This is a genomic window from Cupriavidus plantarum (assembly GCF_905397285.1).
Classification (GTDB): Bacteria; Pseudomonadota; Gammaproteobacteria; order Burkholderiales; family Burkholderiaceae; genus Cupriavidus; species Cupriavidus plantarum.
Window position 1 is genome coordinate 838,381 of sequence record NZ_CAJPUX010000001.1, and the last position, 23,926, is coordinate 862,306.

The 23,926-nt window shown below is 66.2% G+C and carries 21 protein-coding genes, 1 pseudogene and 1 riboswitch; of the genes and pseudogenes, 9 read left to right on the forward strand and 13 right to left on the reverse strand.

The genetic code is table 11. From position 1 onward, the window contains the following. Nucleotides 1-15: 15 nt before the first annotated feature. Both KHP16_RS03895 and KHP16_RS03900 read right to left on the reverse strand, forming a co-directional pair. Entirely contained in the window at nucleotides 16-1,440 is a 1,425-nt protein-coding gene (locus tag KHP16_RS03895) for a nucleobase:cation symporter-2 family protein (protein ID WP_115951956.1), read from the reverse strand. 155 nt (nucleotides 1,441-1,595) lie between these two features. Beyond that, entirely contained in the window at nucleotides 1,596-2,360 is a 765-nt protein-coding gene (locus KHP16_RS03900) for a GntR family transcriptional regulator (protein WP_211959615.1), read from the reverse strand. 296 nt (nucleotides 2,361-2,656) lie between these two features. Between KHP16_RS03900 and uraH the strand changes: the two genes are divergently transcribed. Both uraH and KHP16_RS03910 read left to right on the forward strand, forming a co-directional pair. After that, on the forward strand, nucleotides 2,657-3,010 hold the full coding sequence (uraH, locus tag KHP16_RS03905) for a hydroxyisourate hydrolase (RefSeq protein ID WP_109581699.1): 354 nt from the start codon (nucleotides 2,657-2,659) through the stop codon (nucleotides 3,008-3,010). A 26-nt stretch (nucleotides 3,011-3,036) separates the two neighbouring features. Beyond that, nucleotides 3,037-4,248 carry a urate hydroxylase PuuD gene (locus KHP16_RS03910; protein WP_211959616.1) on the forward strand — a complete coding sequence of 404 codons (1,212 nt, stop codon included), beginning with the start codon at nucleotides 3,037-3,039 and terminating at the stop codon, nucleotides 4,246-4,248. A gap of 91 nt (nucleotides 4,249-4,339) precedes the next feature. Here the strand turns inward: KHP16_RS03910 and KHP16_RS03915 are convergent, their stop codons facing one another. The 7 genes and pseudogenes from KHP16_RS03915 to xdhA form a co-directional block, all read right to left on the reverse strand. Beyond that, a complete protein-coding gene (locus KHP16_RS03915) occupies nucleotides 4,340-4,915 on the reverse strand; it encodes a TMEM165/GDT1 family protein (protein ID WP_109581697.1) in 576 nt (191 codons plus the stop codon). Nucleotides 4,916-4,998: 83 nt separating this feature from the next. Next, nucleotides 4,999-5,152: riboswitch (yybP-ykoY riboswitch) on the reverse strand. A 44-nt stretch (nucleotides 5,153-5,196) separates the two neighbouring features. Then, nucleotides 5,197-6,399: a fatty acid desaturase gene (locus KHP16_RS03920; protein WP_211959617.1), complete on the reverse strand. Its 1,203-nt coding sequence runs from the start codon at nucleotides 6,397-6,399 to the stop codon at nucleotides 5,197-5,199. Nucleotides 6,400-6,587: 188 nt separating this feature from the next. Further along, nucleotides 6,588-7,916 (reverse strand): annotated as a pseudogene (gene guaD / locus KHP16_RS03925) (guanine deaminase); the annotation flags it as partial. A 22-nt stretch (nucleotides 7,917-7,938) separates the two neighbouring features. Continuing rightward, the gene (locus KHP16_RS03930; protein ID WP_115951960.1) at nucleotides 7,939-8,961 is read right to left on the reverse strand and encodes an adenosine deaminase; all 1,023 of its coding nucleotides are present in this window, start codon (nucleotides 8,959-8,961) and stop codon (nucleotides 7,939-7,941) included. A 64-nt stretch (nucleotides 8,962-9,025) separates the two neighbouring features. Further along, complete coding sequence (gene xdhC / locus KHP16_RS03935; protein WP_211959619.1) at nucleotides 9,026-10,024, reverse strand: xanthine dehydrogenase accessory protein XdhC; 999 nt, start codon at nucleotides 10,022-10,024, stop codon at nucleotides 9,026-9,028. A gap of 7 nt (nucleotides 10,025-10,031) precedes the next feature. Then, nucleotides 10,032-12,425 (reverse strand): xanthine dehydrogenase molybdopterin binding subunit, encoded by a 2,394-nt coding sequence (gene xdhB, locus KHP16_RS03940; protein WP_211959620.1) that lies wholly within the window; start codon nucleotides 12,423-12,425, stop codon nucleotides 10,032-10,034. A 9-nt stretch (nucleotides 12,426-12,434) separates the two neighbouring features. Next, nucleotides 12,435-14,003 (reverse strand): xanthine dehydrogenase small subunit, encoded by a 1,569-nt coding sequence (gene xdhA / locus KHP16_RS03945; RefSeq protein WP_211959621.1) that lies wholly within the window; start codon nucleotides 14,001-14,003, stop codon nucleotides 12,435-12,437. Between the two features lie 284 nt (nucleotides 14,004-14,287). Here xdhA and KHP16_RS03950 point away from each other — a divergent pair, with 284 nt between their 5' ends. From KHP16_RS03950 to KHP16_RS03970, 5 genes are all read left to right on the forward strand, one after another. After that, nucleotides 14,288-15,235: a LysR substrate-binding domain-containing protein gene (locus tag KHP16_RS03950; RefSeq protein WP_109581690.1), complete on the forward strand. Its 948-nt coding sequence runs from the start codon at nucleotides 14,288-14,290 to the stop codon at nucleotides 15,233-15,235. A 70-nt stretch (nucleotides 15,236-15,305) separates the two neighbouring features. Beyond that, a complete protein-coding gene (locus KHP16_RS03955; RefSeq protein WP_109581689.1) occupies nucleotides 15,306-15,896 on the forward strand; it encodes a DUF4126 domain-containing protein in 591 nt (196 codons plus the stop codon). 21 nt (nucleotides 15,897-15,917) lie between these two features. After that, nucleotides 15,918-18,482: an ABC transporter permease gene (locus tag KHP16_RS03960; protein WP_244835629.1), complete on the forward strand. Its 2,565-nt coding sequence runs from the start codon at nucleotides 15,918-15,920 to the stop codon at nucleotides 18,480-18,482. A gap of 12 nt (nucleotides 18,483-18,494) precedes the next feature. Further along, complete coding sequence (locus tag KHP16_RS03965) at nucleotides 18,495-18,929, forward strand: group II truncated hemoglobin (protein ID WP_109581687.1); 435 nt, start codon at nucleotides 18,495-18,497, stop codon at nucleotides 18,927-18,929. Nucleotides 18,930-18,948: 19 nt separating this feature from the next. After that, nucleotides 18,949-19,611 carry a DUF924 family protein gene (locus tag KHP16_RS03970; protein ID WP_211959622.1) on the forward strand — a complete coding sequence of 221 codons (663 nt, stop codon included), beginning with the start codon at nucleotides 18,949-18,951 and terminating at the stop codon, nucleotides 19,609-19,611. Between the two features lie 15 nt (nucleotides 19,612-19,626). Here the strand turns inward: KHP16_RS03970 and KHP16_RS03975 are convergent, their stop codons facing one another. Then, nucleotides 19,627-20,016: a hypothetical protein gene (locus KHP16_RS03975; RefSeq protein WP_211959623.1), complete on the reverse strand. Its 390-nt coding sequence runs from the start codon at nucleotides 20,014-20,016 to the stop codon at nucleotides 19,627-19,629. A 231-nt stretch (nucleotides 20,017-20,247) separates the two neighbouring features. Here KHP16_RS03975 and KHP16_RS03980 point away from each other — a divergent pair, with 231 nt between their 5' ends. Further along, a complete protein-coding gene (locus KHP16_RS03980; RefSeq protein ID WP_109581684.1) occupies nucleotides 20,248-20,958 on the forward strand; it encodes a TetR/AcrR family transcriptional regulator in 711 nt (236 codons plus the stop codon). Then, on the forward strand, nucleotides 20,955-21,539 hold the full coding sequence (locus KHP16_RS03985) for an LOG family protein (RefSeq protein ID WP_109581683.1): 585 nt from the start codon (nucleotides 20,955-20,957) through the stop codon (nucleotides 21,537-21,539). Before KHP16_RS03980 ends, KHP16_RS03985 begins: the two co-directional genes overlap by 4 nt. A gap of 7 nt (nucleotides 21,540-21,546) precedes the next feature. Here KHP16_RS03985 and KHP16_RS03990 read toward each other — a convergent pair whose 3' ends face one another. The 3 genes from KHP16_RS03990 to KHP16_RS04000 form a co-directional block, all read right to left on the reverse strand. Next, entirely contained in the window at nucleotides 21,547-22,218 is a 672-nt protein-coding gene (locus KHP16_RS03990; RefSeq protein WP_115951967.1) for a DUF1120 domain-containing protein, read from the reverse strand. Between the two features lie 176 nt (nucleotides 22,219-22,394). Continuing rightward, nucleotides 22,395-22,853 (reverse strand): diacylglycerol kinase, encoded by a 459-nt coding sequence (locus KHP16_RS03995; protein WP_115951968.1) that lies wholly within the window; start codon nucleotides 22,851-22,853, stop codon nucleotides 22,395-22,397. Next, a complete protein-coding gene (locus tag KHP16_RS04000) occupies nucleotides 22,810-23,895 on the reverse strand; it encodes a glycosyltransferase family 4 protein (RefSeq protein ID WP_211959624.1) in 1,086 nt (361 codons plus the stop codon). The genes KHP16_RS03995 and KHP16_RS04000 overlap by 44 nt, the downstream gene beginning before the upstream one ends. Between the last annotated feature and the right edge of the window lie 31 nt (nucleotides 23,896-23,926).

The window sequence follows — 23,926 nt, forward strand, 5'->3', positions numbered from 1 at the left end:
TTGTCATCCGGGCCGTCATTCGGTCCCGTGGGAATTCGCGGCCGCGTTGCGCATGGCCTCTTCGGCGGACTGCATGCCGTTGTAGAAGAGGTTCAGCGCCACCGCGACGATGGTGCCGAGCACGATGCCACTGTGCGTGAACGGGTCGGTCCACTTCGGCAGGTACTGGAACAGGGTGGGAGAGAGCGTCGGGATCATGCCGAAGCCGATCGAGATCGCGACGATGAACAGGTTGTGGCGATTCCGGTTGAAATCGCACGAGCCGAGGATGCGCACACCCGTGGCGGCGACCATGCCGAACATGACGATGCCCGCGCCGCCGAGCACGAACTGCGGCACCGACGCCACCACGTGCGCCATCTTCGGGAACAGCCCGAACGCGATCAGGATCAGCCCGCCGGCCACGGCGACATAGCGCGAGCGCACGCCCGTGACGGTGACGAGGCCGACGTTCTGCGAGAACGACGTATAGGGGAACGTGTTGAACACACCGCCGATGATCGTGCCGAGGCCATCGGCGCGCAGGCCGTTGGTAAGTTCGCGATTGGTCAGCCGCTTGCCCGTGATGTCCGCCAGCGCGAGGAACATGCCCGTCGACTCCACGAGCGTGATCAGCATGACGATGCACATCGACAGTACTGCCGTCAGCTGGAACGTCGGCATGCCGAAATGCAGCGGCGTGATGACCGCCACGTAGCTAGCTTCATGCAGTCCTTCGAACGACACCTTGCCGAAGGCCATCGCCACGAGCGTGCCGATGACGATGCCGAGCAGCACCGCGCAGTTGGCGACGAGGCCGCGGCCGAACCTGGTCAGCACGAGGATGACGACGAGCACGAGTCCCGCGATGGCAAGATTGCCGAGGTCGCCATACGCGAGGTTCGGCACGTCCTTGACCACGCCGTCGATGACTGCGCGCGTGGTCGGCTGGCCGCCACCGGCCCAGTTGATGCCCACGCGCATCAGCGAAATGCCGATGAGCGTGATGACGGTCCCCGTGACGACGGGCGGAAACAACCCGAGCATGCGGCCCATCAGCGGCGCGATAAGGATGCCGAAGATCCCCGATGCAATCACCGCGCCGTAAATGCCGAGCAGGCCGACCTCGGGATCGCCGCCGATCGCGATCATCGGCGCCACCGCCGCGAACGTGACGCCCATCATCACCGGCATGCGGATGCCGAAGCGCCAGAAACCCAGCGCCTGGATCAGCGTGGCGATGCCGGCCGCGAAGAGATCGGCATTGATGAGGAAGGCCAACTGGTCCTTGGGCAGCTTGAGCGCACCGCCGACGATCAGCGGCACGGCCACCGTGCCCGCGTACATCACCAGCACGTGCTGCAGGCCCAGTGCCAGCAGCCGGCCCGAGGGAAGTCGTTCGTTGATGCGGTCGGCGGGCGTCGCGCCGTCGGCGGGACTGGTGGTACTCGCGGAAGTCATGGGTGTCTCCTTCTCCTACAGTAGGGAATCCGTCGCCTCCACTCCCGGGCATCGGCGGTTTGCACGCAGGGCGTCTCTGTGGCGCCTGTGGGTATGGCGGGGTCGCGTGCTGGGCCGGGTAGTCATCGAGGCGCGGAGCAAGCCGCGCGCCAGCGTCAGCGGGTGTGACCCCCGCCTTGTCCAAGCACACTGCGCAAATCGAAATTGCCGGGCTCGTCGGGCTGCACGCGATCGGCGCAGGCGCCAAGGTGGTGCGCCATATGCGCCTGGGCGAGCGCGGCATCGCCCGCTTCCAGTGCATCGAGAATTTCGTCGTGCTCGTCGAACGAGCACGCGTTGTGTCCCGGCGCTTCCACGCTCGCGATCATCAGCGTCGTGCGCGAGACCAGCCGGCGCATCATCGTGACGAGCAGCGCGTTGCCGGAGAGTTCGGCCAGCGCGGTATGGAATTCCGCCGAGAGCCGGATCCAGCGCGGCCGTTCGTGCGACAGGAACGCCTGACGTTCCGTCGCGACCATGCGGCGCAGCGGGGCGATGACGGTCTTCACGTCGGGACGCGCGGCCAGCTTGTCGAGCACCGCGCGCTCCAGCATCTGGCGGAGCTCGAACATGTCGTGCGCCTCGTCTGTCGAAGGGCTCGCAATGAAGGCGCCGCGGTTCGGTTCGAGGTCCACCATGCCATCCGCCGCGAGCCGCGACAGGACCTTGCGGACCGTATGCCGCGCGGTGGCATAGATCTCGCAAAGGGACTGCTCGGTGAGCTTCGTGCGCGGGGGCAGGCGGTGCTCCATGATCGCGTCGTAGATCTCGTGATACATGCGCTCTTCCACCGAGCCCTTGCGGGCGGGTTTGCGTTCGTTGCCTTCGTCGCCTTCGTGGCCTTCGCTGGCCGATGCAATCAGTTTGAGATTCTTGGACATGGCGATGGAGGACCAGAAAAATTGTTGACAATTATTTGGATAGGGATTCAATATTGTCAACAAAACGAGCCGCGCTTTTCGACAAATCCGGGTAAATCCGGAGTGTCATCGGCGATGGACAAAGGCATCTTCGCCTCCATCGCGAGAGCTATCTCGAAATCAGCAGTACCGTTGCAGCCGCCCTGGCTGCAAGCGCCGGGATGCGTGATATCACGTACCGAGCGGGCACCCTCCCCACATAGGGTGCTAGTGAAGGCAGCGGCGCCTATCACAACCCAAACCGTCAAGGACGAACGATGGGACGCCTCACTACGCACGTGCTCGACACGGCCGCCGGTATTCCCGGTCAAGGCATGTCGATCACCCTCCATAAAATTGTCAACAATCAGCGCGAAACGCTCAAGCGCCTCGTGACCAATCACGATGGCCGCGCCGATGCGCCGCTGCTCGAAGGCGACGCACTGGTACCGGGCGTGTACGAACTCGAGTTCGGCGCCGGCGACTACTTCCGTGCCCGGGGCGTCAGCCTGCCCGAGCCGGCTTTCCTCGACGTGGTGACGCTGCGCTTCGGCATTGCCGATGCCGCCGCGCATTACCACGTGCCGTTGCTGGTTTCGCCGTGGTCGTACTCGACCTACCGCGGCAGCTGAGTCGGCCGGAAGGAAGGAGAGACATCATGGAAGGCTACATCCTCGACTGGTTCAACATGCTGCTGCGATGGGCGCACGTGATCACGGCGATCGCGTGGATCGGCTCGTCGTTCTATTTCGTCTGGCTCGATAACAGCCTGACCCGTCCAGATGACCCGGAGCTCAAGTCGCGCGGCGTGGACGGCGAACTGTGGGCCGTGCATGGCGGCGGCTTCTATAACCCCCAGAAGTACCTCACCGCGCCGAAGCAGTTACCGCCGAATCTGCACTGGTTCTACTGGGAGTCCTATTCCACGTGGATGACCGGCTTTGCGCTGCTGGTCGTGCTGTACCTGTTCAACGCCAGCACGTTCCTGATCGACAAGAACGTCTTCGACATGTCGCCGGGCGCGGCCGTCGGCTTCGCGGTCTCGTATCTGCTGATTGGCTGGGTCGTGTACGACTGCATCTGCCGGATCTTCGGCAAGAGCGACCGGATGGTCGGCATCATGGTCGCGATCTACGTAGGTCTGGCCGCGTTTGTCGCGTGCCACGTATTCTCGGGCCGCGCGGCATTCCTGCTGACGGGCGCGATGATCGCGACGATCATGAGCGCGAACGTGCTGGTGTGGATCATTCCGGGGCAGCGCAAGGTCGTGGCGGCATTGAAGGCGGGCCAGCCGGTGGACCCGATCCACGGCAAGCGCGGCAAGCAGCGCAGCGTGCACAACACCTACTTCACGCTGCCAGTGCTGTTCGCGATGCTGTCGAACCACTACAGCATGACGTACGCGCACAAGTACAACTGGCTCGTGCTGATCCTGATCATGCTTGCGGGCGTGATGGTGCGTCAGTTCTTCATCCTCAAGCACAAGGGCAAGATCAATATCGCGTGGCCCGCGGCCGGGGTGGCGTTGCTCGGCGTCGTGGCGTTCATGATCGCGCCGCAGCCGCGCCCGGTGGTGGCCAGCGCGGGGGGCGACGCGGCCGCCGCGAACGCCGTGAGCTTTCACAAGGTGCAGGAGATCATCAACGCGCGCTGCGTGCAGTGCCACGCGGAGCAGCCGAAGATGATGCCGACCGCGGCCAAGGGCATCAAGCTCGATACGGTGGACGAGATCAAGTCGCACGCGCAGCTGATCTATCAGCAGGCGGTGCAGCAGAAGGCCATGCCGCTCGGCAACGTCACGCAGATCACGGATGACGAGCGCGCGCTGCTGGGGCAATGGTTCGAGGGTGGCGCGGCGACCACCAACTGAAACGGGCATCGGTGATCGACGGCCCGGCACTTTCGGCCGTCGATGGTTTGAACGGGGCAACCGCCCCGTTTTTTTGCTTGGTAGCGCTGGTTTAACCGCCGACGTTGAAGAGTGCTAGTAGCCCCAGCACGAGGAAGATGGCCGCGGCGATCTTGTGCACCAGTGCGATCGGCATCTTGTTGGCGAACTTGTCGCCGAGCAGCACGGCGGGCGCATTGGCAAGCATCATGCCGAACGTCGTGCCGGCCACGACGGCGATGACCTGCGACGGAAAGCGCGCGGCGAGCGCGACGGTGGCGATCTGCGTCTTGTCGCCCATCTCCGCAAAGAAGAATGCGACGATCGTGGTACCGAGAATGCCGATGGCGCCCTTGACCGGCTTTGCCTGCTCGGCGTCGTCGAGCTTGTCGGGAATCAGCATCCATGCGGCCATCGCGATAAAGCCAAGACCAAGGATCCAGCGCAGCAGGTTGGCGCCGAGCACATGCGTGATCCATCCGCCCAACGCACCGGCAAAGCCGTGATTGACGAGCGTGGCGATCAGGATGCCAAGGATGATGGGAACGGGTTTGCGATACCGTGCGGCAAGCACGAGGGACAGCAACTGAGTCTTGTCGCCCATTTCGGCGAGCGCCACGATACCCGTGGAGACGAGGAATGATTCCATCTTTTATGTGGGAACAACCCGGGCCGCAATGCATCGCGAGATGCCAATGACACACGCCTTTCCCGGCCCGGCCAGAAAGGAGTGGTCATCGGTCTCGCCAGGCCCCTGTACCGTAGTGGTACATGACTGCGCACGCCATAACTGGAAACCCAGTCAAGTCTGTTGACGTACGCCCCTGCTGACTTTGCAAGCATGATGTTGCCCGCAGCAGGGCGGCTACTCCCCAATGGAAGGCCGCATTATAACGGCGGAGGGTAGCCCCGTCCACCGCGCGCAAGGCATCAGGCCGGAACCGGCGCGTTCTCGCTGGTCTGCCGGCCTCGGAAGTCCGTCCAGCACAGGGCCTTGAAGTCATAGAGCTTGCAGCGGCGCGCGGTATCGAAGTACCAGCGCCACGAGAAGTTCTCGACGATGATGCGGCCCGGCAATGCGTGCTCGAGCAGCGCCTGCGCGCGTTTCAACCGGTAGAGCGGCACGCTCATGTCCACGTGGTGCGCCGTGTGTTCCATGATGTGGTGGAGCGCCGCCCCGATGCCATGACGGAAGCGGAGATGCACGGTCGTGGACACGAATGGCTGCGCCTTGGCCCACATCGACTTCGTGTCGTACCACGCGACACTCGTATGCGTGTGATGGACGTAGAGCACGAAGCCGACGGTCAGGTTCCAGACGAGGAACGGAAGCACGAAGCCCGTCGTCACCATCAGCGCCACCGATTGCGCCGTGGCGATCGCCAGCGCGGCCAGCGCGCCGACCCAGAGCGCGCCGAACGTGGCGACGAGCACGCAGTCCCACGTGAAGATCGCGCGCCGTGTCGCCATCTGCCGTTTGCTCGGGAAAAACAGCTTGAACCACCAGATTTCGACGAGGTAGTAGAACCCCGCGCCGAATCCGTTGCGATAGACGCGCTCCAGCGCGCGGCGCCAGCGCGGCAGCGCGCGGAATTCCTCGAGCGAGTAGGGCGCCCAGACGAAGTCGAAGCCCTTGAGGTTCGTGTAGCCGTGGTGCACGACGTTATGGCCGACTTCCCACAGGCTATAGGGCGTCAGCGACGGCAGGAACGTCAGCCGGCCGATCCACTTGTTGAGGCCGCGGCGCGCCGTCAGGCTCTGGTGGCAGGCGTCGTGGCCGATGATGAACAGCCGCGCGATGACGAGGCCGGCCACCACGCCGATGCCGAGCTTTGCCCACCACGGCGTGGCCAGCACGAGCGCGGCCATCACGGCCGCGAACAGCAGGTAGTCGAAGGCGAACAGCATCAGGGCACGGGGGGTGCTGCGCTCGCCCAGCGGAATCAGCCAGCCGCGAATGACCTTGCGGCCCGGCAGCGGGGCGTCCGCCGCAATGGGGTCGGGCAGTGCGGCGGCGGGCTGGCGGCGGCGCGGGGCCGCATCGGCAGAGGGGACACCAAGGGCAGCAGCGGCGGGGTCGGAGGTGGCGAACGCACTGGCATCGGTCAGTGCGTTGTCGGAGCTGGCAGGCATGCGGTTCTTCCGGTATCGGTCATGAAGGCGCCATGTGGCATGGCGCTGGATTGCCGGAAGAGGCTAACGGCCTTTGGTGACAATTGTGTTGATGTCAGTCAAGACATAGCAGATAAGCCATATTCCCGGGCGCCCGCGTTGTCCGGGGCGTTGTCCGGGGCCTTGTCCACAGCCTTGCCGACAGACTCGCCCACGCGTTCCCCGACGGCCTTGCCCATGACGTACACGTCCTCGATCACGCGGTCGTCGCCGAGCATCGCGAACGCGAACAGCTGCTCCTCCAGCGTTTCCGAGCGACTGCTGCGGCGTGCGATCAGCGGCGTGGCATCGGGGTCGAGTACGATGAAATCGGCTTCGCAGCCCACGTCGAAGCTGCCGATGCGGTCGGCCCAGCCCATCGCCTCCGCGGCCGCGCGGGTGGCCAGATAGAACATGCGCAGCGCGGTCAGGTGGTAGCCGCCCATGCGCGCGACCTTGTGCGCCGCGTTCATCGTGCGGAACATCGAGAACGAGGTGCCGCCGCCTACGTCGGTGGCCAGCGTCACGTTGAGCCGATGCGCATCGGACTGGTGGAAATCGTAGAAGCCGCTGCCCAGGAACAGGTTCGACGTCGGGCAGTGCGCGACGGCCGCGCCGCTGTCCGCGAGGCGGCGGCGGTCATCGGGATCGAGGTAGATCGCATGTCCGTAGAACGCGCCCGGACGCAGCAGGCCGTAGCGGTCGTACACGTCGAGGTAGCTGCGCGCGTCGGGAAACAGCTCGGCGACCCACTTCACCTCGTCGCGGTTTTCGGCGACGTGGGTCTGGATGAAGGCGTCCGGATGCGCGCGCGCGAGCTCGCCGCACGCGGCCAGTTGCGCCTCGCTCGATGTCGGCGCGAAGCGCGGCGTAATGGCATACGCCAGGCGGCCCTTGTTGTGCCATCTGGACAGCAGGTCCGCGGAATCGCGCGCGCCGGTTTCGGCGGTATCGCGCAGAAAGTCGGGGCAGTTGCGGTCCATCATCACCTTGCCGGTGATCATGCGCAGGTTACGCGCCTCGCTGGCGGCGAACAGCGCATCGGCCGAGGTCGCGTGCACGGTGCTCCAGACCAGCGCGCTCGTGGTGCCGTTGCGCAGCAGCTCGTCCGTGAAGAAGTCCGCCACCGCGCGCGCGTACGAGGGTTCCGAGAAGCGGCGCTCCTCGGGGAACGTGTAGGTGTCGAGCCAGTGCAGCAGGCCCGGCGACGGCGACGCGATGATGTCGGTCTGCGGATAGTGGATATGCGTGTCGATGAACCCCGGCACGATAAGCTTGCCGCGATGGTCGATGAGCTCGGCGTCGGCCGGCAGCGTCGGCGCGAGCGTTGCGTAATTGCCGGCCGCGGCGATGCGTCCATCGGTCACGACCAGCGCTCCGTCCTCCCAATACTCGTAGCCATCGTCATGGAATTGCGGATCGCGCAGGAAGTGCAGGATGCGGCCGCGAATGACACGGGTGGCACGGGTAGTGTTGGAGGGGGGGAGTGTGCTGGTCATGATGTCGTGATGTGATGGGGTGTTACGGCGTCGCCCAGAAATGGTCGACTTCCGTCAGGTACTCGGCCTTCAGCGCGGGAGGCAGGAAGGCCGCTTCGAAGGAGTGCCGCGCGAGCTTGTGCGCGTCGCTGGCGTCGAGCGGCAGCGCGTCGAACGTGGCTTCCCAGTTTGCGTTCATGTAGCCGCCGAAGTAGGCCGGATCGTCCGAATGCAGCGTCACGACGACGCCGGCGTCGAGCATGCGCTTGGCCGGATGGTCGCGCAGGTCGGGATAGACCTTGAGCTTGACGTTGGAGAGCGGGCACACGGTCAGCGCGACGCGTTCCTTCGCGAGCCGGGCGATCAGCGCGTCGTCGTCGATCGCGCGCACGCCATGGTCGATGCGTTCGGCGTCGAGGATGTCGAGGGCGTCGCTCACGTACTGGGCGGGGCCTTCCTCGCCGGCATGGGCCACGCGGTGCAGGCCCAGTTCCTTGGCCCGCGCGAACACGCGCGCGAACTTCTCGGGCGGGTTGCCGCGTTCTGACGAATCGAGGCCCACGCCGACGAAGCGGTCGCGGTAGGGCAATGCGGCTTCGAGCGTGGCAAACGCGTCTTCCTCGGACAGATGGCGCAGGAAGCAGAGAATCATGCTGCTCGAGAAATCGTACTCGGTGCGCGCCTGCGCGAGCGCGTCGGCAATGCCGTCGATGACGGTGCCCATCGGCACGCCGCGGGCGGTATGCGTCTGCGGATCGAAGAAGATCTCCGCGTGGCGCACGTTGTCGGCCACGGCGCGCTGGACGTAGTCCATCGTCATGTCGAAGAAATCTTCCTCGGTCAGCAGCACGCTGGCGCCCGCGTAATAGATGTCGAGGAACGATTGCAGATCGGTGAATGCGTAGGCTTCACGCAGCGCCTCGACGCTGGGGTAGGGCAGCGAGACCTGGTTGCGCTGGGCAAGGCGAAAAATGCGCTCGGGTTCGAGCGTGCCTTCGATATGCACGTGCAGTTCAGCCTTGGGGGTCCGGCGGATCCTGTCCGCGAGCGCGGCGTCGATGGTCATGGGGAGGCCTCTTCTATGTCTGTCGGTATCTTCGCGGCAGGCTTCGTGAGCCCGCCGCGCCGGGTTACTGCGCCACCGCCTCCCTGCGGCTGGCGGACAGCGCGGCAATGCGCTGATCCCGTACCTGCAGCAGCTGGGCGACGATCGCTACCGCAATCATAGCCGGAGCCTTGTCTGTAATGCCGGCGACACCGATTGGACACGTCATTTCCGCGAAGCGGGCGGGGTCTATGCCGTGGTCCGAGAGCCGATGCTCGAAGCGCGCGCGCTTGGTCTTCGACCCGATGAGTCCGAAGTACGCGAAATCCGTTCGCCGCAGGATGCGTTCGCACAGCGCGAGGTCCAGCGCATGGCTGTGCGTCATGACGAGGAAGAAGCTGCCAGGCGGCGCATCATCGACGACGGCCTCCGGCGTGTCGCTGGCCTCGGCCTCGACGTTGGCGGGCAGATCGGCCGGGAACAGCGTGTCACGCTCATCGACCCAATGCACGCGGCAGGGCAGATGCGCGAGCAGCCTGACCAGCGCGTGACCAACGTGGCCGGCGCCGAACAGCACCACGTGCAGGGGATCGGGGACGAGCGTGTCGATCCAGCCATCCTCGTTACGCTCGACCGCTGGCAGCACCGCACGGCTCTCCGAGAGCGTTACGGCGCGGCGCGGCGCGTGGAGCGAGACGGTGCGCTCGAGCGCGCGGCCCGTGGAGAACGCCTGTTCGACAGCATCGAGCCACACCAGATCGGCGATGCCGAGCACTTCGAACGCCAGCCACACCACGCCTCCGCAGCACTGCCCAAGCGCGGGACCGAGGGGAATCCGCTCGACGCGCCGCGGTGGCAAGCCGTCGGTCATCATCTCGCGCGCGATATCCATCCCGCGCCATTCGAGGTGGCCGCCGCCGATCGTGCCGACGAGGTCGTCGGCCGTGACCAGCATGCGGATGCCGGCCTCGCGCGGCGCGGACCCGCGCACTTCGGCGATGGTTACCATGACCACCGGCACGCCGGCGCGGATCCAGCGCGCGGCATCGGCATAGCGGAAGGGCTTGAGCGGGGCGTCCTGCATCGCGTGCTCAGACGGCTTGCGCCGCTGCCTCCCGTTGCGCCATCACGTCTTCCACGGCATCTAGAATCGCCTCGCTCGTCGCGGGGGCGCGCAGCGGCGGATTGATGCGGTAGTCGCCCACCGCGGCAATCGCGTCGCGAATCGCGAAGAACACCGAGAAGGGCAGCAGGAGCGGCGGCTCGCCGACCGCCTTCGAGCGATGGATGCTGTCCTCGACGTTGCGGTTCTGGAACAGCCGCACGTTGAAGTCCTCCGGGCAATCGTTGACCGTCGGAATCTTGTACGTGGACGGTGCGTGCGTCATGAGCTTGCCGTCCTTGTTCCACCACAATTCCTCCGTGGTCAGCCAGCCCATGCCCTGAATGAACGCGCCCTCGACCTGGCCGATATCGATGGCGGGGTTCAGCGACTTGCCCGCGTCGTGCAGTGCGTCGGCGCGCAGCAGCTTCCATTCGCCCGTCAGCGTATCGACGATGACTTCGGAGCACGCGGCACCATACGCGTAGTAGTAGAACGGGCGGCCCTGCAGCTTCGACTGGTCCCAATGCAGCTTGGGCGTGACGTAGAACCCGTCCGACCACAGCTGCACGCGGGCCACGTACGCCTCGCGCGCGAGGTCGCCGAAGTCCATGCGCAACTCGCCGGCCACGACGAGGTCGTCGCCGAACCGCACCGTGTCCGGCGCCACGCCCGCCTTGCGCGCGGCGAAGGCGGTCAGGCGCTCGCGAATCTGTCGCGCGGCATCCTGCGCCGCCTTGCCATTCAGGTCGGCACCGGTCGATGCGGCAGTGGCCGACGTGTTGGCGACCTTGCTCGTGTCCGTCGCGGTCACGCGCACGCGCTCCATGCGGATGCCGAGTTCGTGCGCGACGACCATCGCGACCTTGGTATTCAGGCCCTGGCCCATCTCGGTGCCGCCATGGTTCACGAGGACGGAGCCGTCGTTGTAGACGTGCACGAGCGCGCCGGCCTGGTTGAAATGCGCGACGTTGAACGAGATGCCGAACTTGACGGGCGTGATGGCAATGCCCTTCTTGAGGATGGGGCTCGCCGCATTGAACGCGCGCGTGGCGTCGCGCCGCGCCTGATACTCGCTCGATGCCACGAGCTCGTCGATGAGTTCGTGGATCACGTTGTCTTCGACCGTCTGGCCATACGGCGTGACGTTGCGCTCGGTCTTGCCGTAGAAGTTCGCGCGGCGCACGGCCAGCGCATCCTTGCCGACGGTGCGCGCCACGTTGTCGAGGATGTACTCCATGGCGAACGCGCCCTGCGGGCCGCCGAAGCCGCGGAACGCGGTGTTGCTCTGCGTGTTGGTGCGGCCGCAGTAGCCGTCGATCTGCACGTTGGGCAGCCAGTAGGCATTGTCGAAGTGGCAGATCGCGCGCGTCATCACGGGGCCCGACAGATCGGCGGAGAAGCCCGCGCGAGACACCATCTCCACGCGCACGCCCTCGATGCGCCCTTCTTCGTCATGGCCGACCTCGAAGTCGAAGTTGAAGTCGTGGCGCTTGCCCGTGATCATCATGTCGTCGTCACGGTCCGGGCGCAGCTTGACGGGGCACAGCAGTTTCCACGCAGCCAGCGATGCGCAGCACGCGAACATCGCCGACTGCGATTCCTTGCCGCCGAATCCGCCGCCCATGCGGCGGCATTCCACAAGCACCTGATGCGCGTGCCAGCCCAGCATATGCGCAACGGCATGCTGCATCTCCGTCGGATGCTGGGTGGAGCACCACACGTGCATGCCATCGTTCTCGCGTGGGGCCGCGTAGGCGATCTGGCCTTCGAGGTAGAACTGTTCCTGCCCGCCGAGCCGGATGCTGCCCGCGTTCCGATGCGCGGCCGCATCGATATGCCGGCGCGGTTCGCCGCGCGTGAGGTGCATCGGCGGCAGCACGTAGCTGCCCGCCGCATGCGCGGCCTCGGGCGAGAGGATGGGCGGCAGGTCTTCGTATTCGATCTCGGCCTGGCGCGCGGCACGGCGAGCGTCGTCGTGCGAGGATGCGACCACCACGAAGATTGGCTGGCCGATGAAGTGGACGACGTCCTTCGCCAGGATGGGGTCGTCGTGGATGATGGGGCCGCAGTCGTTGACGGCGGGAATATCGGCGGCGGTCAGCACGTCAACCACGCCGGGCGCGGCGCGTACCTTGTCGAGCGAGATCGAGCGGATGCGCGCATGGGCGCGGGTGCTCATGCCGAGTGCGGCATGCAGCGTGCCCGCGAGTTCGGGAATGTCGTCGGTGTACGTCGCGGTGCCGGCCACGTGCAGGTGGGCCGATTCGTGCGGGCGGGAGACGCCGATCTGCGGCGCGGCCTCCGTCGCGGCCGGGGAGACCCGGGAGGGCGGGGAGGCCGGGGAGACGTCCAGCAGGAAGGCTTCGGTTTGCTTGTTCATGGCGTCTCCTCAGGCTCCGGCCACGGCAGGCTCGTCCGCGCCGGTCGCGTGCATGGCGTGGACGGCGCGCACATTGACGGCGGTGGCGGGCAGTGCATCGGCGCGTGTCTCCAGCCAGAACCGATAGAGCAGGTTGGCCGCACCGCGCGCGCGGTAGGAGGCGGTGGCGCGCATGTCCGACAGCGGCTGGTAGTCGCTGCCGAGCGCCGCCATGCCGGCGCGTGCGGTCGCCTCGGTCCACGGCAGGCCGGTCAGGGCGGCTTCGGCCTGTGCCGCGCGCCTGGGCGTGGCGGCCATGCCGCCGAACGCGATGCGCGCGCGGGTGATGACGCCATCCTTCACATCGATGCCGAAGGCCGCGCACACGGCCGAGATATCCTCATCGAAACGCTTCGACAGCTTGTACGTGCGGAAATGGCCGACGCCGTTGGCATGGCCCTTCACGGGCACGCGCAGCGCGGCGACGAATTCACCGGGGACCATCGCAGTCTTCTGGTACGCGAGGTAGAGGTCTTCGAGCGGCAGCGTGCGGCGCGTGTCGCCATGCTGCAGCACGACCTCGGCGCCGAGCGCGATCAGCGCGGGCATCGAATCGCCGATCGGCGAGCCATTGGCGATATTGCCGCCCAGCGTCCCCGCATTGCGGATCGGCAGCGAGGCGAATCGCTTCCACAGTTCCTCGAGCTCCGGATGCGCGCCGGTCAGCGCGGCGTAGGCCTTCTCGAGCGTCACGCCGGCACCGATCTCCAGCATGCCGTCCCGCTCGGCGAGCGTCTGCAGGTCTTCCACCTGGCCCACGTACAGCAGGTCGCCGAGGTCGCGGAACTGCTTCGTGACCCACAGGCCCACGTCCGTGCTGCCCGCGAGAATGCGGATGCCGGGCGCTTCCGCCTTGATGCGGGCGAACTCGGCGGCCGTGCGCGGGGCATAGAAGTGCTGGACCCGCGCGTGCGCGTCGCGGCGGCTGTAGTGGAAGGTTTCGCCGCGGCGCAGGTTGCGCAGCGTCCCGGCGATGCGCGCGGGGTCGAGCTTGCCCGGTTGCGGCACGGGCAGCTGCATCATGCGCTGGCCGGCGTCGACGATCGGACGATATCCCGTGCATCGGCACAGGTTGCCCGTCAGCGCGTCGCAGATGGCCGTGCGCGTCGGGCTCGAGGCGGCCGGGGTGCCGTCGGCCGGGTGGCCGTTGGTGTGCTGCTGGTAGAGCGCCCACAGGGACATCACGAAGCCCGGCGTGCAGAAGCCGCATTGCGAGCCGTGGCATTCGACCATCGCTTCCTGCACGGGGTGCAGCGCGCCGTCGGCCTGACGCAGGTCTTCGACCGTGATCAGTGCCTTGCCGTCGAGCGTGGGCAGGAACTGGATGCAGGCGTTGACGGCCTTGAACTCGACCGTCTCGTCATGCAGCTCGCCGATCACTACCGTGCAGGCGCCGCAATCCCCCTCGGCGCAGCCTTCCTTCGTGCCGGTGCAGCGTGCGTCTTCGCGCAGGTACTGCAGGACGGTGCGCGTCACGGCGGCGTCGGACACCTCCCGGACCTGGCCGCGGTGGTAGAAGCGGATGGTTTGCGTCTCCATGGTTTTCTCTCTTTCGTGGATGGAGCAAACATAGCACTGGCGTTCCCGATGCAATATTCGGCCCAGGTGATAGCGGGCATCAGGCCCGGGTATCGCGAGGCGTCCCCACGGGAGGGGGGCCGGCGGATGCGCGGGCGCGTATCGCCGCGAATATACCGGCAGTCCCGAATTGACCTTGCACGCGGGGCGTACATACACTATGCGCCTCTCGGTCCCCACACGCCAGCGTGCGGCAGGCCTGACGGCGCGCCTCGCCGTCTCCTTTTTGCCCCTTTCTAGCCCCCATGCACGGTCGCGACCACCTCGATACTTACCTGCTGCGTGTGCTCCACACGCTGCTTACCGAGCAGAGCGTCACGCGCACCGCGGTGCGCCTCGGCCAGTCGCAGCCGGCCATCAGCAATACGCTCAAACGCCTGCGCGAGATCACGGGCGACGCCATTCTGGTGCGTGGCAAGAGCGGCATGGTGCCAACCGAACGCGGCCGCGAGCTGCTCGCGCTCGCCGAGCAAAGCCTTGCCGCGATGGACCGCATCGCGCGGCCGCCGCAGCAGTTCGATCCATCGACGACGGTGCGTACGTTCCATCTCGGCGCGCCGGACTACCTCGATGCGTTCTTCCTGCCCAATATCGTCGAGCGCGTCCGGCGGCTGGCGCCGGGGGCCAAGCTGTTCGTGCATCCGATGACGCAGTCGAGCGATTTTCTGGAGGCGCTGGAGCAGGGGCATCTGGATATCGTGGTGGGCAACTGGCTGTCGCCGCCCGAGCACCTGCATATCTCGCCGCTGTTCGACGACGAGGTGGTGTGCATGCTGGGGGCGCAGCATCCGCTGGCGCGCAAGGGGCTGACCCTCAGGCATTACCTCGAGATGCCCCACCTCGCGCCGGCGCCGTACGCGTCGATGCAACGCAGCATGATCGACCAGGCGCTGGCCGAACAGGGATTGAAGCGCAACATCCAGGTCACGCTGCCTTATTTCGGGCTCGTGCCGTACGTGCTCATGAAGACGGACATGGTCTTCACCACGGGCCGTCAGTTCGCGGCGCATTACGCCCAATATCTGCCGATCCGCATGGTGCCGTCGCCGGTGCCGTTTCCCCGCATGCGCTTCTACCAGCTCTGGCACGAACGCAGCCACGCCGCGCCAGACGTGATGTGGCTGCGGCGCGCGATCGCCGAGGTGGCGGCGGACCTGCCGCAGTTGCCGAAGCTGGAGGCGATGCCGGAATAGGGGTCGGGAAGAGGGCCGCTCCTTACTTCCAGTACACTCGATCCCATCCTCTCCAACGCAAAGGGCCCACATGCTGGAAACCGCCGCGTTGGCCGCGGGCATGTCCTGGGCCAGCGGATTGCGCCTGTATCTGGCCGTGCTCGCCGCTGGCGCGCTGGCGCGTCTTGGCTGGCTGGAGTTGCCCGGCGGGCTCGACGTGCTCGCCTCGTGGTGGGTGATCGGCATCGCCGGCGTGCTTGCCGTCGCGGAGTTCGTGGCGGACAAGGTGCCGGGCTTCGATACCGTCTGGGATAGCATCCAGACGTTCATCCGCATTCCCGCGGGCGCGGTGCTGGCCGCCGCGGCATTCGGCCACATGGACGCGCAGTGGATCGTCGGTGCCGGCCTGATCGGCGGGACCCTCGCCGGCACCGCGCATGCCGCCAAATCCGGCACCCGGGCGCTGATCAACGTGTCTCCGGAACCTTTTTCCAACTGGCTGGCCTCTTTCACGGAGGACGTGACCGCCACGGGCGGACTGCTGCTGGCATTTTTCCTGCCTGTGGTGTTCTTTCTGCTGCTGGCCGTCTTCCTGATCGTCGCGATCTGGCTGATCCCGAAACTCTGGCGCGGCATGCGCCGCCTGCACGCGAGCCTGCGCGGCCCGCGCGCGCCTCACTGACCGACAAGCGAACGACGACCGATGTCCAACGCCTCTCACCGTTTCTCACCCTGGCATCAGGCCCTGCGCATGGCGCGCCGCGACTGGCTCGCCGGCGAGCTGACCCTGCTGCTGTTCGCGCTGGTGCTCGCGGTGGCCGCGCTGACCAGCGTCGGTTTCCTTGCCGATCGCATGCGGCTGGGGCTGGAGCGCGACGCCCGGCAGATGATCGCCGCCGATGTGCTGCTGATCTCGGACCAGCCCTTCTCCGCGGCCTTCGTCGAGCACGCGGCGGCCAGCGGCCTCCGGTCCGCGCAGACCGTGACGTTCCCCAGCATGGCGACGGCCCGGCCGGCGGGCGGGGCAGCGAACGGGACACCCGGCGCCGAGCCCGCCAGCCAGTTGGCGGCTCTCAAGGCCGTCAGCGACGGCTACCCGTTGCGTGGCCGGCTCAAGGTCACCAGCGCGCCGAACGGCGCCGAGCAGGAGGCGCAAGGTATCCCCGCGCCGGGGACCGTCTGGGCCGATGAAGCCCTGCTGACCGCGCTGAACCTGCGGGTCGGCGACAGCCTGCAACTCGGCAACAAGATCTTCCGGATCGACCGCCTCATCACGCAGGAACTCGATCGTGGCGCAGGCTTCATGAACTTTGCCCCCCGCGTGATGCTGCCGCTCACGGACCTCGAGGCCACCGGGCTGATCGGCTGGGGCAGCCGCGTCACCTACCGCCTGCTCGTGGCGGGCACCGACGCCGCCGGCGCCGCGTACCAGAAGTGGGCGCAGAACGAAATCGAGACCCGCAAGCTTCGCAATACGCGCGTCGAATCGCTGGAATCCGGCCAGCCACAGATGCGCCAGACGCTGGACCGCGCCGAAACGTTCCTCTCGCTCGTGGCCGTGCTGTCGGCCATGATCGCCGCCGTGGCCATCGCGATGTCCGCGCGCCGCTATATGCAGCGCCACACCGACGCGTGCGCGGTCTACAAATGCATGGGCCTGTCCCGTGCCCAGATCCTCACCGCATTCGGCATCGAGTTCCTGCTGCTCGGCCTTGCCGGCGCGCTGATCGGCGTGCTGCTCGGCTACCTCGCGCACTACGGGCTGCTGTTGTCGCTGGGCGGCCTGCTGCAGGTCTCGCTGCCGCAGCCGTCGCTCGTGCCCGCCGCCGTGGGCGTCGCGGCCGGCCTCGTATTGCTGGTGGGCTTTGCCGTGCCGCCGCTGCTCGCGCTCACGCGCATCGCGCCGCTGCGCGTGCTCCGCCGCGACATCGGCACGCCGCCGATCTCCGCATGGATCGCCTACGCGCTTGGCCTTGGCGCCTTCGTCGCGCTGCTGCTCGTGGCCGCGCGCGACCTCAAGCTCGGCCTGACGACAGCGGGCGGTTTCCTCGGCGCGGGCGCGCTGTTCGCGGTGCTCGCGCTGGGACTCCTCACCGGATTGTCGAGAGCGATGCGTGGCCGCGCGCGGGGCAGCGTGGGCTGGCGCTTCGCGCTGGCCGTGCTCGAACGCCGCCGCTCGGTGACCGCGCTGCAGACCGTCGCACTGGCCATCGGCCTGATGGCGCTGTTGCTGCTCGGCATGACGCGCAATGACCTCATCGACTCGTGGCGCAACGCCACGCCGGCCGACGCGCCCAACCGTTTCATCATCAACATCCAGCCCGACCAGCGCGATCCGCTGCGCGCGATGCTCGAACGCAATGGCGTCGAGGACCTCCTGTACCCGATGGTGCGCGGCCGCCTGACGCATATCGACGAGCGCCCGATCCGCGCCGACAGCTATCCCGATGGCCGCGCGCGCAACCTCGTCGAGCGCGAGTTCAACCTGTCCTATACCGACGCGCTGCCCGAAGGGAACCAGATCGTGGCGGGACGATGGGTGAACGGGAAGAGCGCCGACGTCGGGGCATCGGTGGAAGAGGGCATCGCCAGGACGCTGCATATCAAGCTCGGCGACACGCTGCGCTTCGACGTGGCCGGGCAGATCGTCGAGGCGCCGGTGACCTCGTTGCGCAAGCTCGAATGGAGTTCGATGCGCGTCAATTTCTTCGTCATCCTGCCGACCGCGCAGATGCGCGACCTGCCCGCGACGTATATCACCGCGTTCCATCTGCCGCCCGCCAAGGCGTCGCTTGGCAACCAGCTGACGGCGGCGTTCCCGAACATCACCGTGGTCAACACCGACCTCATTCTGCGGCAGGTGCAGGACGTGCTCGACCAGGTCATCGCGGCCGTGGAGTTCCTGTTTATCTTCACGCTGCTCGCGGGCGTCACGGTGCTCTATGCGGCACTGTCGGGCGCGCGCGACGAACGCAAGCGCGATGCGGGTCTGCTCAAGGCGCTGGGCGCCAGCGCCTCACTCGTCCGGCAGACGCAGTACGCGGAATTCCTTGTGGTGGGCGGACTGGCGGGCTTGCTGGCCAGTCTCGGCGCGATCGCGGTCGGCTGGGGCCTGTCGCAGTTCGTGTTCGATTTCCCGTATCGCTTCAATGCCTGGATTGTGCCGGTCGGCGTGGTTTCTGGCATGCTGTGCGCCTTTGCCGGCGGCTGGCTCGGATTGCGCGAGGTGCTGCGGCAACCCGCGCTGGCCACGCTGCGCGACGCCTGACCGATATTTCTCATGACCGACACGACAGACCAGACCGGCACGGCCGGCAACGATACCCCCGCACAGGACACCACGGCCTACGAACTGGTCGGCGGGGAAGCGAAAGTTCGCGAGCTCGTGGACCGCTTCTACGACCTGATGGACCTCGAGGAACAGTTCAAGGGTTTGCGCGCGCTGCATCCCACCACGATGGAAGGCTCGCGCGACAAGCTGTTCTGGTTTCTGTCCGGCTGGCTCGGCGGTCCCAGCCTCTACATCGAACGCTTCGGCCATCCGCGGCTGCGCGCGCGCCATTTGCCGTTCGAGATCGGCATCAGCGAGCGCGACCAGTGGATGCGTTGCATGGCGATGGCGATGGAAGACGTCGGGCTCTCCGAGGACCTGCGCCTGCGGCTGATGCAAGCGTTCTTCCAGACCGCGGACTGGATGCGCAACGTCGCGCGCTGACCGCACGTTCACGACCGCGATGCTGTCTGCCGACGCCCAGCGCCTGCTCGACTTCTGGTTCGACGTGCCAGGCGGCCCGTCATGGAACACCTATCGCCGCGCGTGGTTCAAGAAGGATCCCGCGTTCGATGCCGCCGTGTGCGAAGCCTTTATGCCGCTGTGGCAGGCCGCCTGCGAGCGCCTGAATGTAGTGGGCCCTGCAGCGAGCCCTGCTTCGAACCCTGCGGCAAGTCTTGCAGGAAACGCCGCGGCCGATGGGTGCGCTCCCGATGATTGGTCGGTGACGCCCGAAGGCGCGTGCGCGCGTATCGTGCTGCTGGACCAGATTCCCCGCAACGCGTTTCGCGGCGATCCGCGCGCATTCGCCACCGATCCGGCTGCGCTCGCCCTCACGCGGCGCGTGATCGCGCTGGGCTGGGATCGCGAAATGCCCACGCCGTTGCATCGCATGTTCTGCTACATGCCGCTGCAACATGTCGAGGACCTCGACGCGCAGCACGAATCGGTCCGCCAGCTGGAGAGGCTGCGGGACGAAACCGGTATCGATACCGTCTACTGGGCGCGGAAACATCGCGACATCATCGCGCGCTTCGGCCGCTTTCCGCATCGCAACGCGATACTCGGGCGAGCGAGTACCGACGAGGAAGCGAAGTTCCTCGTGGAACCGGGCTCGTCGTTCTGATGCCCGCGGCCAGGCCTACAGATAGCTGATGGTGATCGTGACACGCGCCGGGCCCTGGTCCATTGTCACGTTATAGGTCTGTCTCACGATGCCGACTGGCCGCGTCGCGGTCGGGGTGATGCCGCCCGCCGGCGTGGTCATCGAACGTGTCCCGCGGTGTGCCATGTGGTGTGCCAGCGCCTGGCCGGTCAGCCCATCCGCGGCTGTCACCACCACGCGCGTACCGGCATCGCACTCGACCACCACGCGCACCGTGTCCACGTCGTTCGCCTGCGGTAACAGCGCGCATGCGGCGGGCTGGATGACGGCCCGTACGTGCAGCGCTGCGGATTCGCGACTATGGGCCGTGGCGCTCGCTGAGAGCAGGGCGGCGGTAACCAGCATTGCGTTCAGGGACTTCGGCATGGCATGGATTCGGCAGCGGCGATGCAGCGCAGTATAGGCGTGCCGCATGCACATGCCTTCGCATTCGCTGCTCGCGGGCGATATTTCGGAAAATTCGTACGAAATTTCGCTTTTGCGCGTAGCGTTGACGGGGGATGGGCCGATTTGTATCCCGTGCGTTACCCGGCTACGCGTTTGCTTATAATCTGAGACCGTCTTACCCGTCTATTCGCCAGGATCGTCCGCCAAGCCATGGAAGCCAAGCCCCAGACCGGTCCGCGCCGTACGCGCGATCGCATTCTCGATGTTTCATTGCGCCTCTTCAACGAACTCGGGGAGCCCAATGTCACGACGACGACCATCGCGGAGGCCATGGAGATCAGCCCGGGCAATCTCTACTATCACTTCCGCAACAAGGACGACATCATCAATTCCATCTTCGTGCGCTTCGAGCAGGAGATGGAACGGCGCCTGAAACTGCCGGACGACCACAAGGCCACGCTTGGCGAGAGCTGGGGCTATCTGCAGTACATGTCCGAGTTCCTCTGGAACTACCGCTTCCTGTATCGCGACATCAACGACCTGCTCGCGCGCAACCGGATGCTGGAAACGAACTTCAAGCGCATTGTCGATCAGAAGAAGCGTTTCGCGTTCGAGATCTGCCGACAGTTTCAGGAGGACGGGGACATGGAGGCCACGCCCGAGCAGGTGGACGCCGTGTGCACCAACATCGTGGTGATCGCCACGTACTGGCTGTCGTTCCAGTTCGTGCAGCATCCGCGCCAGTACAACGATGCCGAGCAGATCCGTGGCTATCTGCATGGCTCCAGCTATCACATCTTCTCCATTCTCGCGCCGTACCTCCGCGGCAAGGCACGGGAGGCATTCGACCAGCTCGCGCGCGAATACGCGGAGAGCAAGGCGCAACTGGAACAGGCTCAGGCAGCGAGGGAAGCGAAATGAAAGCGGTGTGCGTGTATTGCGGCTCGAGCCCCGGCTTCCGCGCGGAGTATGCGCAAGGCGCGCGAGACCTGGGCCGCGCGCTTGTCGAGCGTGACATGGCGCTGGTCTATGGGGGCGGCAAGGTCGGCCTCATGGGCATCGTCGCGGACAGCGTGCTCGAACATGGCGGCACCGCGATCGGCGTCATCCCGGACGCGCTGATGCAGAAGGAAGTCGGCCACCGCGGCCTGACGGAACTGCATGTCGTGCGCAACATGCACGAACGCAAGCAAATGATGGCCGACCGCGCCGACGCCTTCATCGCCATGCCGGGCGGCGTCGGCACCTTCGAGGAACTCTTCGAAACCTTTACGTGGCTGCAACTGGGCTACCACGACAAGCCGGTCGGCCTCCTGAACGTGGCGGGCTTCTACGACCGCATGGTCGACTTCCTCTCCCACGCGGTGGACGAAGGCTTCCTGAAACGCATCCACGCGGACCTGCTGCACGTGGGCTTGACGCCCGACGCACTACTGGACCAGCTCGCCGCCGCCCCGCGCGTGACCGTCGACAAATGGCAGCAGGGCCGCGAGCAAGCCTGAGTCCGGTCTACAGATACTTGACGGTGAAGGTCGCCAGTCCATCGATGGGGATCTCGCGGGTCAGCGTTGGGAGATCGCCCGTCTTGTTGACAGCGACACTCACCTTGTAGGTCTGCTGCACTGTCTTGAAGGCCCCCGGTACGGTCGTGTTGGCGTCGGCGAACGCATGCAAGCGTGTCGGCGTGATGGCATTGCTGGCGTTGGTGCTCTGCGACCACGTCGCGCCCTGATCGCTGGAGGCGACCCGATTGCCGGTCTTGGAATCGGTCAGCGGAGCGGTATCGGCGAAGAGGATATACCCGCCAATTTTCTTGCCATCGATTTCCCCGATTCCGAATGTGTCGGCGTCGCCCTGGTTGCTGTACATGGAGCGGCCGATGCCCGGGACGCTGGTGCCCGCGCGGCCGTCGCTGGCGGCGAGGCCCACTTTAGTGGGAGCGTCGCAGCTGATGGTCAGGTCGATACTTTTCGTGCCGAGGTTCGTGAACGCGGTGTCGCTCAACGTGTTGGCGGGGATGGTCCCAAAGTCGATCGTGGCGCCCCCGGACAACGACACGTTGCAAGCGGCGGGTTTGATGACGCCCTTGACGGTCAGATCGGCGGTGTCGGCGGCGAAGGCGCCGATGGAGGCCGAAGCGAGGAGGGCGGCAACGAGGGAGGTCTTGGTGATTTGGTTCATGATGCCTTTACTCAGGTAGTTAGGAAGATTGCGGTGTCTTCATTCCGAATCGGGATCGGAAGCGCATCCACGGACCGAAGTATTGTTTCTCCGAGGCGCGGCGGTAATCGCAGTTTTCCTAAAAACGAGAGACGGCACAAATTGTGATGATTCGGTGCCGTAGACATGTCGTTACGTCATCCCCCGAGCATTCGCTTCGCCCAATGCGCCACAATCGGCCCGGCGATCGCGAGCCAGGTGCCGAGGCACAGCAGTAACGCGAGCATGACGGCGGCGCTGCCGAAGTCTTTCGCGCGCTTGGACAGGCTGTGGCGTTCTAGCGAGATGCGGTCGACGGCCGCTTCGACGCTCGAGTTCAGCAGCTCCACGATCAGCACGAGGAACAGGGTGCCGAGGAGCAGGATGCGTTCGACCACGCTGACGGGCAGGACGAAGGCGCAGGGCGCCAGGATGACGAACAGGGTCAGTTCCTGGCGGAAAGCGCTTTCCTCCAATACGGCATAGCGCAATCCCGACAACGAGTTGATGGCCGCGTACCAGGCGCGTGTCAGCCCGCGGTTGCCCTTGTGCGGATTCTGCTCGATCGAGTAGTCACTCTCCGGCTCGGTGGGTAACGGCAGATGCGGCTTTGGCATGGTCGGGCGGAGCGGAGACGTTGGGGGCGCCCGCCACGCTGGCGGTCGGCAGGGGGCGCAGATGCGCGAGGAATTGCTCGGAGGCCGCGCGCCACGAGAAGCGTTCGGCGTGCGCGCGCGCGGTGGCGCGGTCGATGCGCAGCGCTTCGAGGCACGCTTCCCGCAGGTCCTCGTGCATGACGCCGGCGGGACTGTCGCCGAGGACGTCGATAGGGCCCGTCACGGGGTACGCGGCCACGGGCAGGCCGCTTGCGAGCGCTTCCAGCAGGACGAGGCCGAAGGTATCGGTGCGGCTCGGGAACACGAACACGTCCGCCGATGCGTAGACCTTGGCGAGATCGGGCTGTTTCAATACGCCGAGGTAGTTCACGTTGGGGTAGCGCGACTTCAGGCCCGCGAGCGCGGGACCATCGCCGACGACCCACTTCGTGCCGGGCAGGTCGAGTTGCAGGAACGCTTCGACGTTTTTTTCCACCGCGACGCGGCCGACGTACAGGAAGATCGGATGCGCGGTGTTGAGGACGTTGGCGCGCTGCGCCGTGAATACGTCGAGATCCACGCCGCGCGTCCACAGCACGCCGTTGGTAATGTGATAGCGGCGCAGGTCGTCCAGCACCACGGGCGTGGGCGCCATCACCGCGCGCGCGGGGCCATGGAACCAGCGCAGGAAGCGGTAGGTCCACGCGAGCGGAATGGCGAAGCGGGCCTGCACGTATTCGGGAAAGCGCGTGTGATAGGCCGTGGTGAACGGCAGGTCGTGGCGCAGCGCGTAGCGGCGCGCGGCGAGGCCCAGCGGGCCTTCCGTGGCGATATGCAGCGCGTCCGGCCGGAAGGCCTCGATGCGGCGGCGGACCTTGCCGCCCGGAAACAGCGACAGCCGGATTTCTGGGTAGGTGGGACACGGTACCGTCTGGAATTCGAGCGGCGTCAGCAGATCCACCGTATGACCCATGGCCTCGAGTTCGCGGCGCGTGGACTTGAGCGTGCGAACCACGCCATTGACCTGCGGTTCCCAGGCGTCGGTGACGATCAGGATTCTCATCGAAACTCCTTTGTCTCTGTGGCGTGTGGTG

What these genes read in the sequence shown, in the direction of transcription:
- KHP16_RS03895 (WP_115951956.1), bottom strand. Translation starts at nt 1,440, where the DNA reads ATGACTTCCGCGAGTACCACCAGTCCCGCCGACGGCGCGACGCCCGCC.
- KHP16_RS03900 (WP_211959615.1), bottom strand. Translation starts at nt 2,360, where the DNA reads ATGTCCAAGAATCTCAAACTGATTGCATCGGCCAGCGAAGGCCACGAA.
- uraH (WP_109581699.1), top strand. Translation starts at nt 2,657, where the DNA reads ATGGGACGCCTCACTACGCACGTGCTCGACACGGCCGCCGGTATTCCC.
- KHP16_RS03910 (WP_211959616.1), top strand. Translation starts at nt 3,037, where the DNA reads ATGGAAGGCTACATCCTCGACTGGTTCAACATGCTGCTGCGATGGGCG.
- KHP16_RS03915 (WP_109581697.1), bottom strand. Translation starts at nt 4,915, where the DNA reads ATGGAATCATTCCTCGTCTCCACGGGTATCGTGGCGCTCGCCGAAATG.
- KHP16_RS03920 (WP_211959617.1), bottom strand. Translation starts at nt 6,399, where the DNA reads ATGCCTGCCAGCTCCGACAACGCACTGACCGATGCCAGTGCGTTCGCC.
- KHP16_RS03930 (WP_115951960.1), bottom strand. Translation starts at nt 8,961, where the DNA reads ATGACCATCGACGCCGCGCTCGCGGACAGGATCCGCCGGACCCCCAAG.
- xdhC (WP_211959619.1), bottom strand. Translation starts at nt 10,024, where the DNA reads ATGCAGGACGCCCCGCTCAAGCCCTTCCGCTATGCCGATGCCGCGCGC.
- xdhB (WP_211959620.1), bottom strand. Translation starts at nt 12,425, where the DNA reads ATGAACAAGCAAACCGAAGCCTTCCTGCTGGACGTCTCCCCGGCCTCC.
- xdhA (WP_211959621.1), bottom strand. Translation starts at nt 14,003, where the DNA reads ATGGAGACGCAAACCATCCGCTTCTACCACCGCGGCCAGGTCCGGGAG.
- KHP16_RS03950 (WP_109581690.1), top strand. Translation starts at nt 14,288, where the DNA reads ATGCACGGTCGCGACCACCTCGATACTTACCTGCTGCGTGTGCTCCAC.
- KHP16_RS03955 (WP_109581689.1), top strand. Translation starts at nt 15,306, where the DNA reads ATGCTGGAAACCGCCGCGTTGGCCGCGGGCATGTCCTGGGCCAGCGGA.
- KHP16_RS03960 (WP_244835629.1), top strand. Translation starts at nt 15,918, where the DNA reads ATGTCCAACGCCTCTCACCGTTTCTCACCCTGGCATCAGGCCCTGCGC.
- KHP16_RS03965 (WP_109581687.1), top strand. Translation starts at nt 18,495, where the DNA reads ATGACCGACACGACAGACCAGACCGGCACGGCCGGCAACGATACCCCC.
- KHP16_RS03970 (WP_211959622.1), top strand. Translation starts at nt 18,949, where the DNA reads ATGCTGTCTGCCGACGCCCAGCGCCTGCTCGACTTCTGGTTCGACGTG.
- KHP16_RS03975 (WP_211959623.1), bottom strand. Translation starts at nt 20,016, where the DNA reads ATGCCGAAGTCCCTGAACGCAATGCTGGTTACCGCCGCCCTGCTCTCA.
- KHP16_RS03980 (WP_109581684.1), top strand. Translation starts at nt 20,248, where the DNA reads ATGGAAGCCAAGCCCCAGACCGGTCCGCGCCGTACGCGCGATCGCATT.
- KHP16_RS03985 (WP_109581683.1), top strand. Translation starts at nt 20,955, where the DNA reads ATGAAAGCGGTGTGCGTGTATTGCGGCTCGAGCCCCGGCTTCCGCGCG.
- KHP16_RS03990 (WP_115951967.1), bottom strand. Translation starts at nt 22,218, where the DNA reads ATGAACCAAATCACCAAGACCTCCCTCGTTGCCGCCCTCCTCGCTTCG.
- KHP16_RS03995 (WP_115951968.1), bottom strand. Translation starts at nt 22,853, where the DNA reads ATGCCAAAGCCGCATCTGCCGTTACCCACCGAGCCGGAGAGTGACTAC.
- KHP16_RS04000 (WP_211959624.1), bottom strand. Translation starts at nt 23,895, where the DNA reads ATGAGAATCCTGATCGTCACCGACGCCTGGGAACCGCAGGTCAATGGC.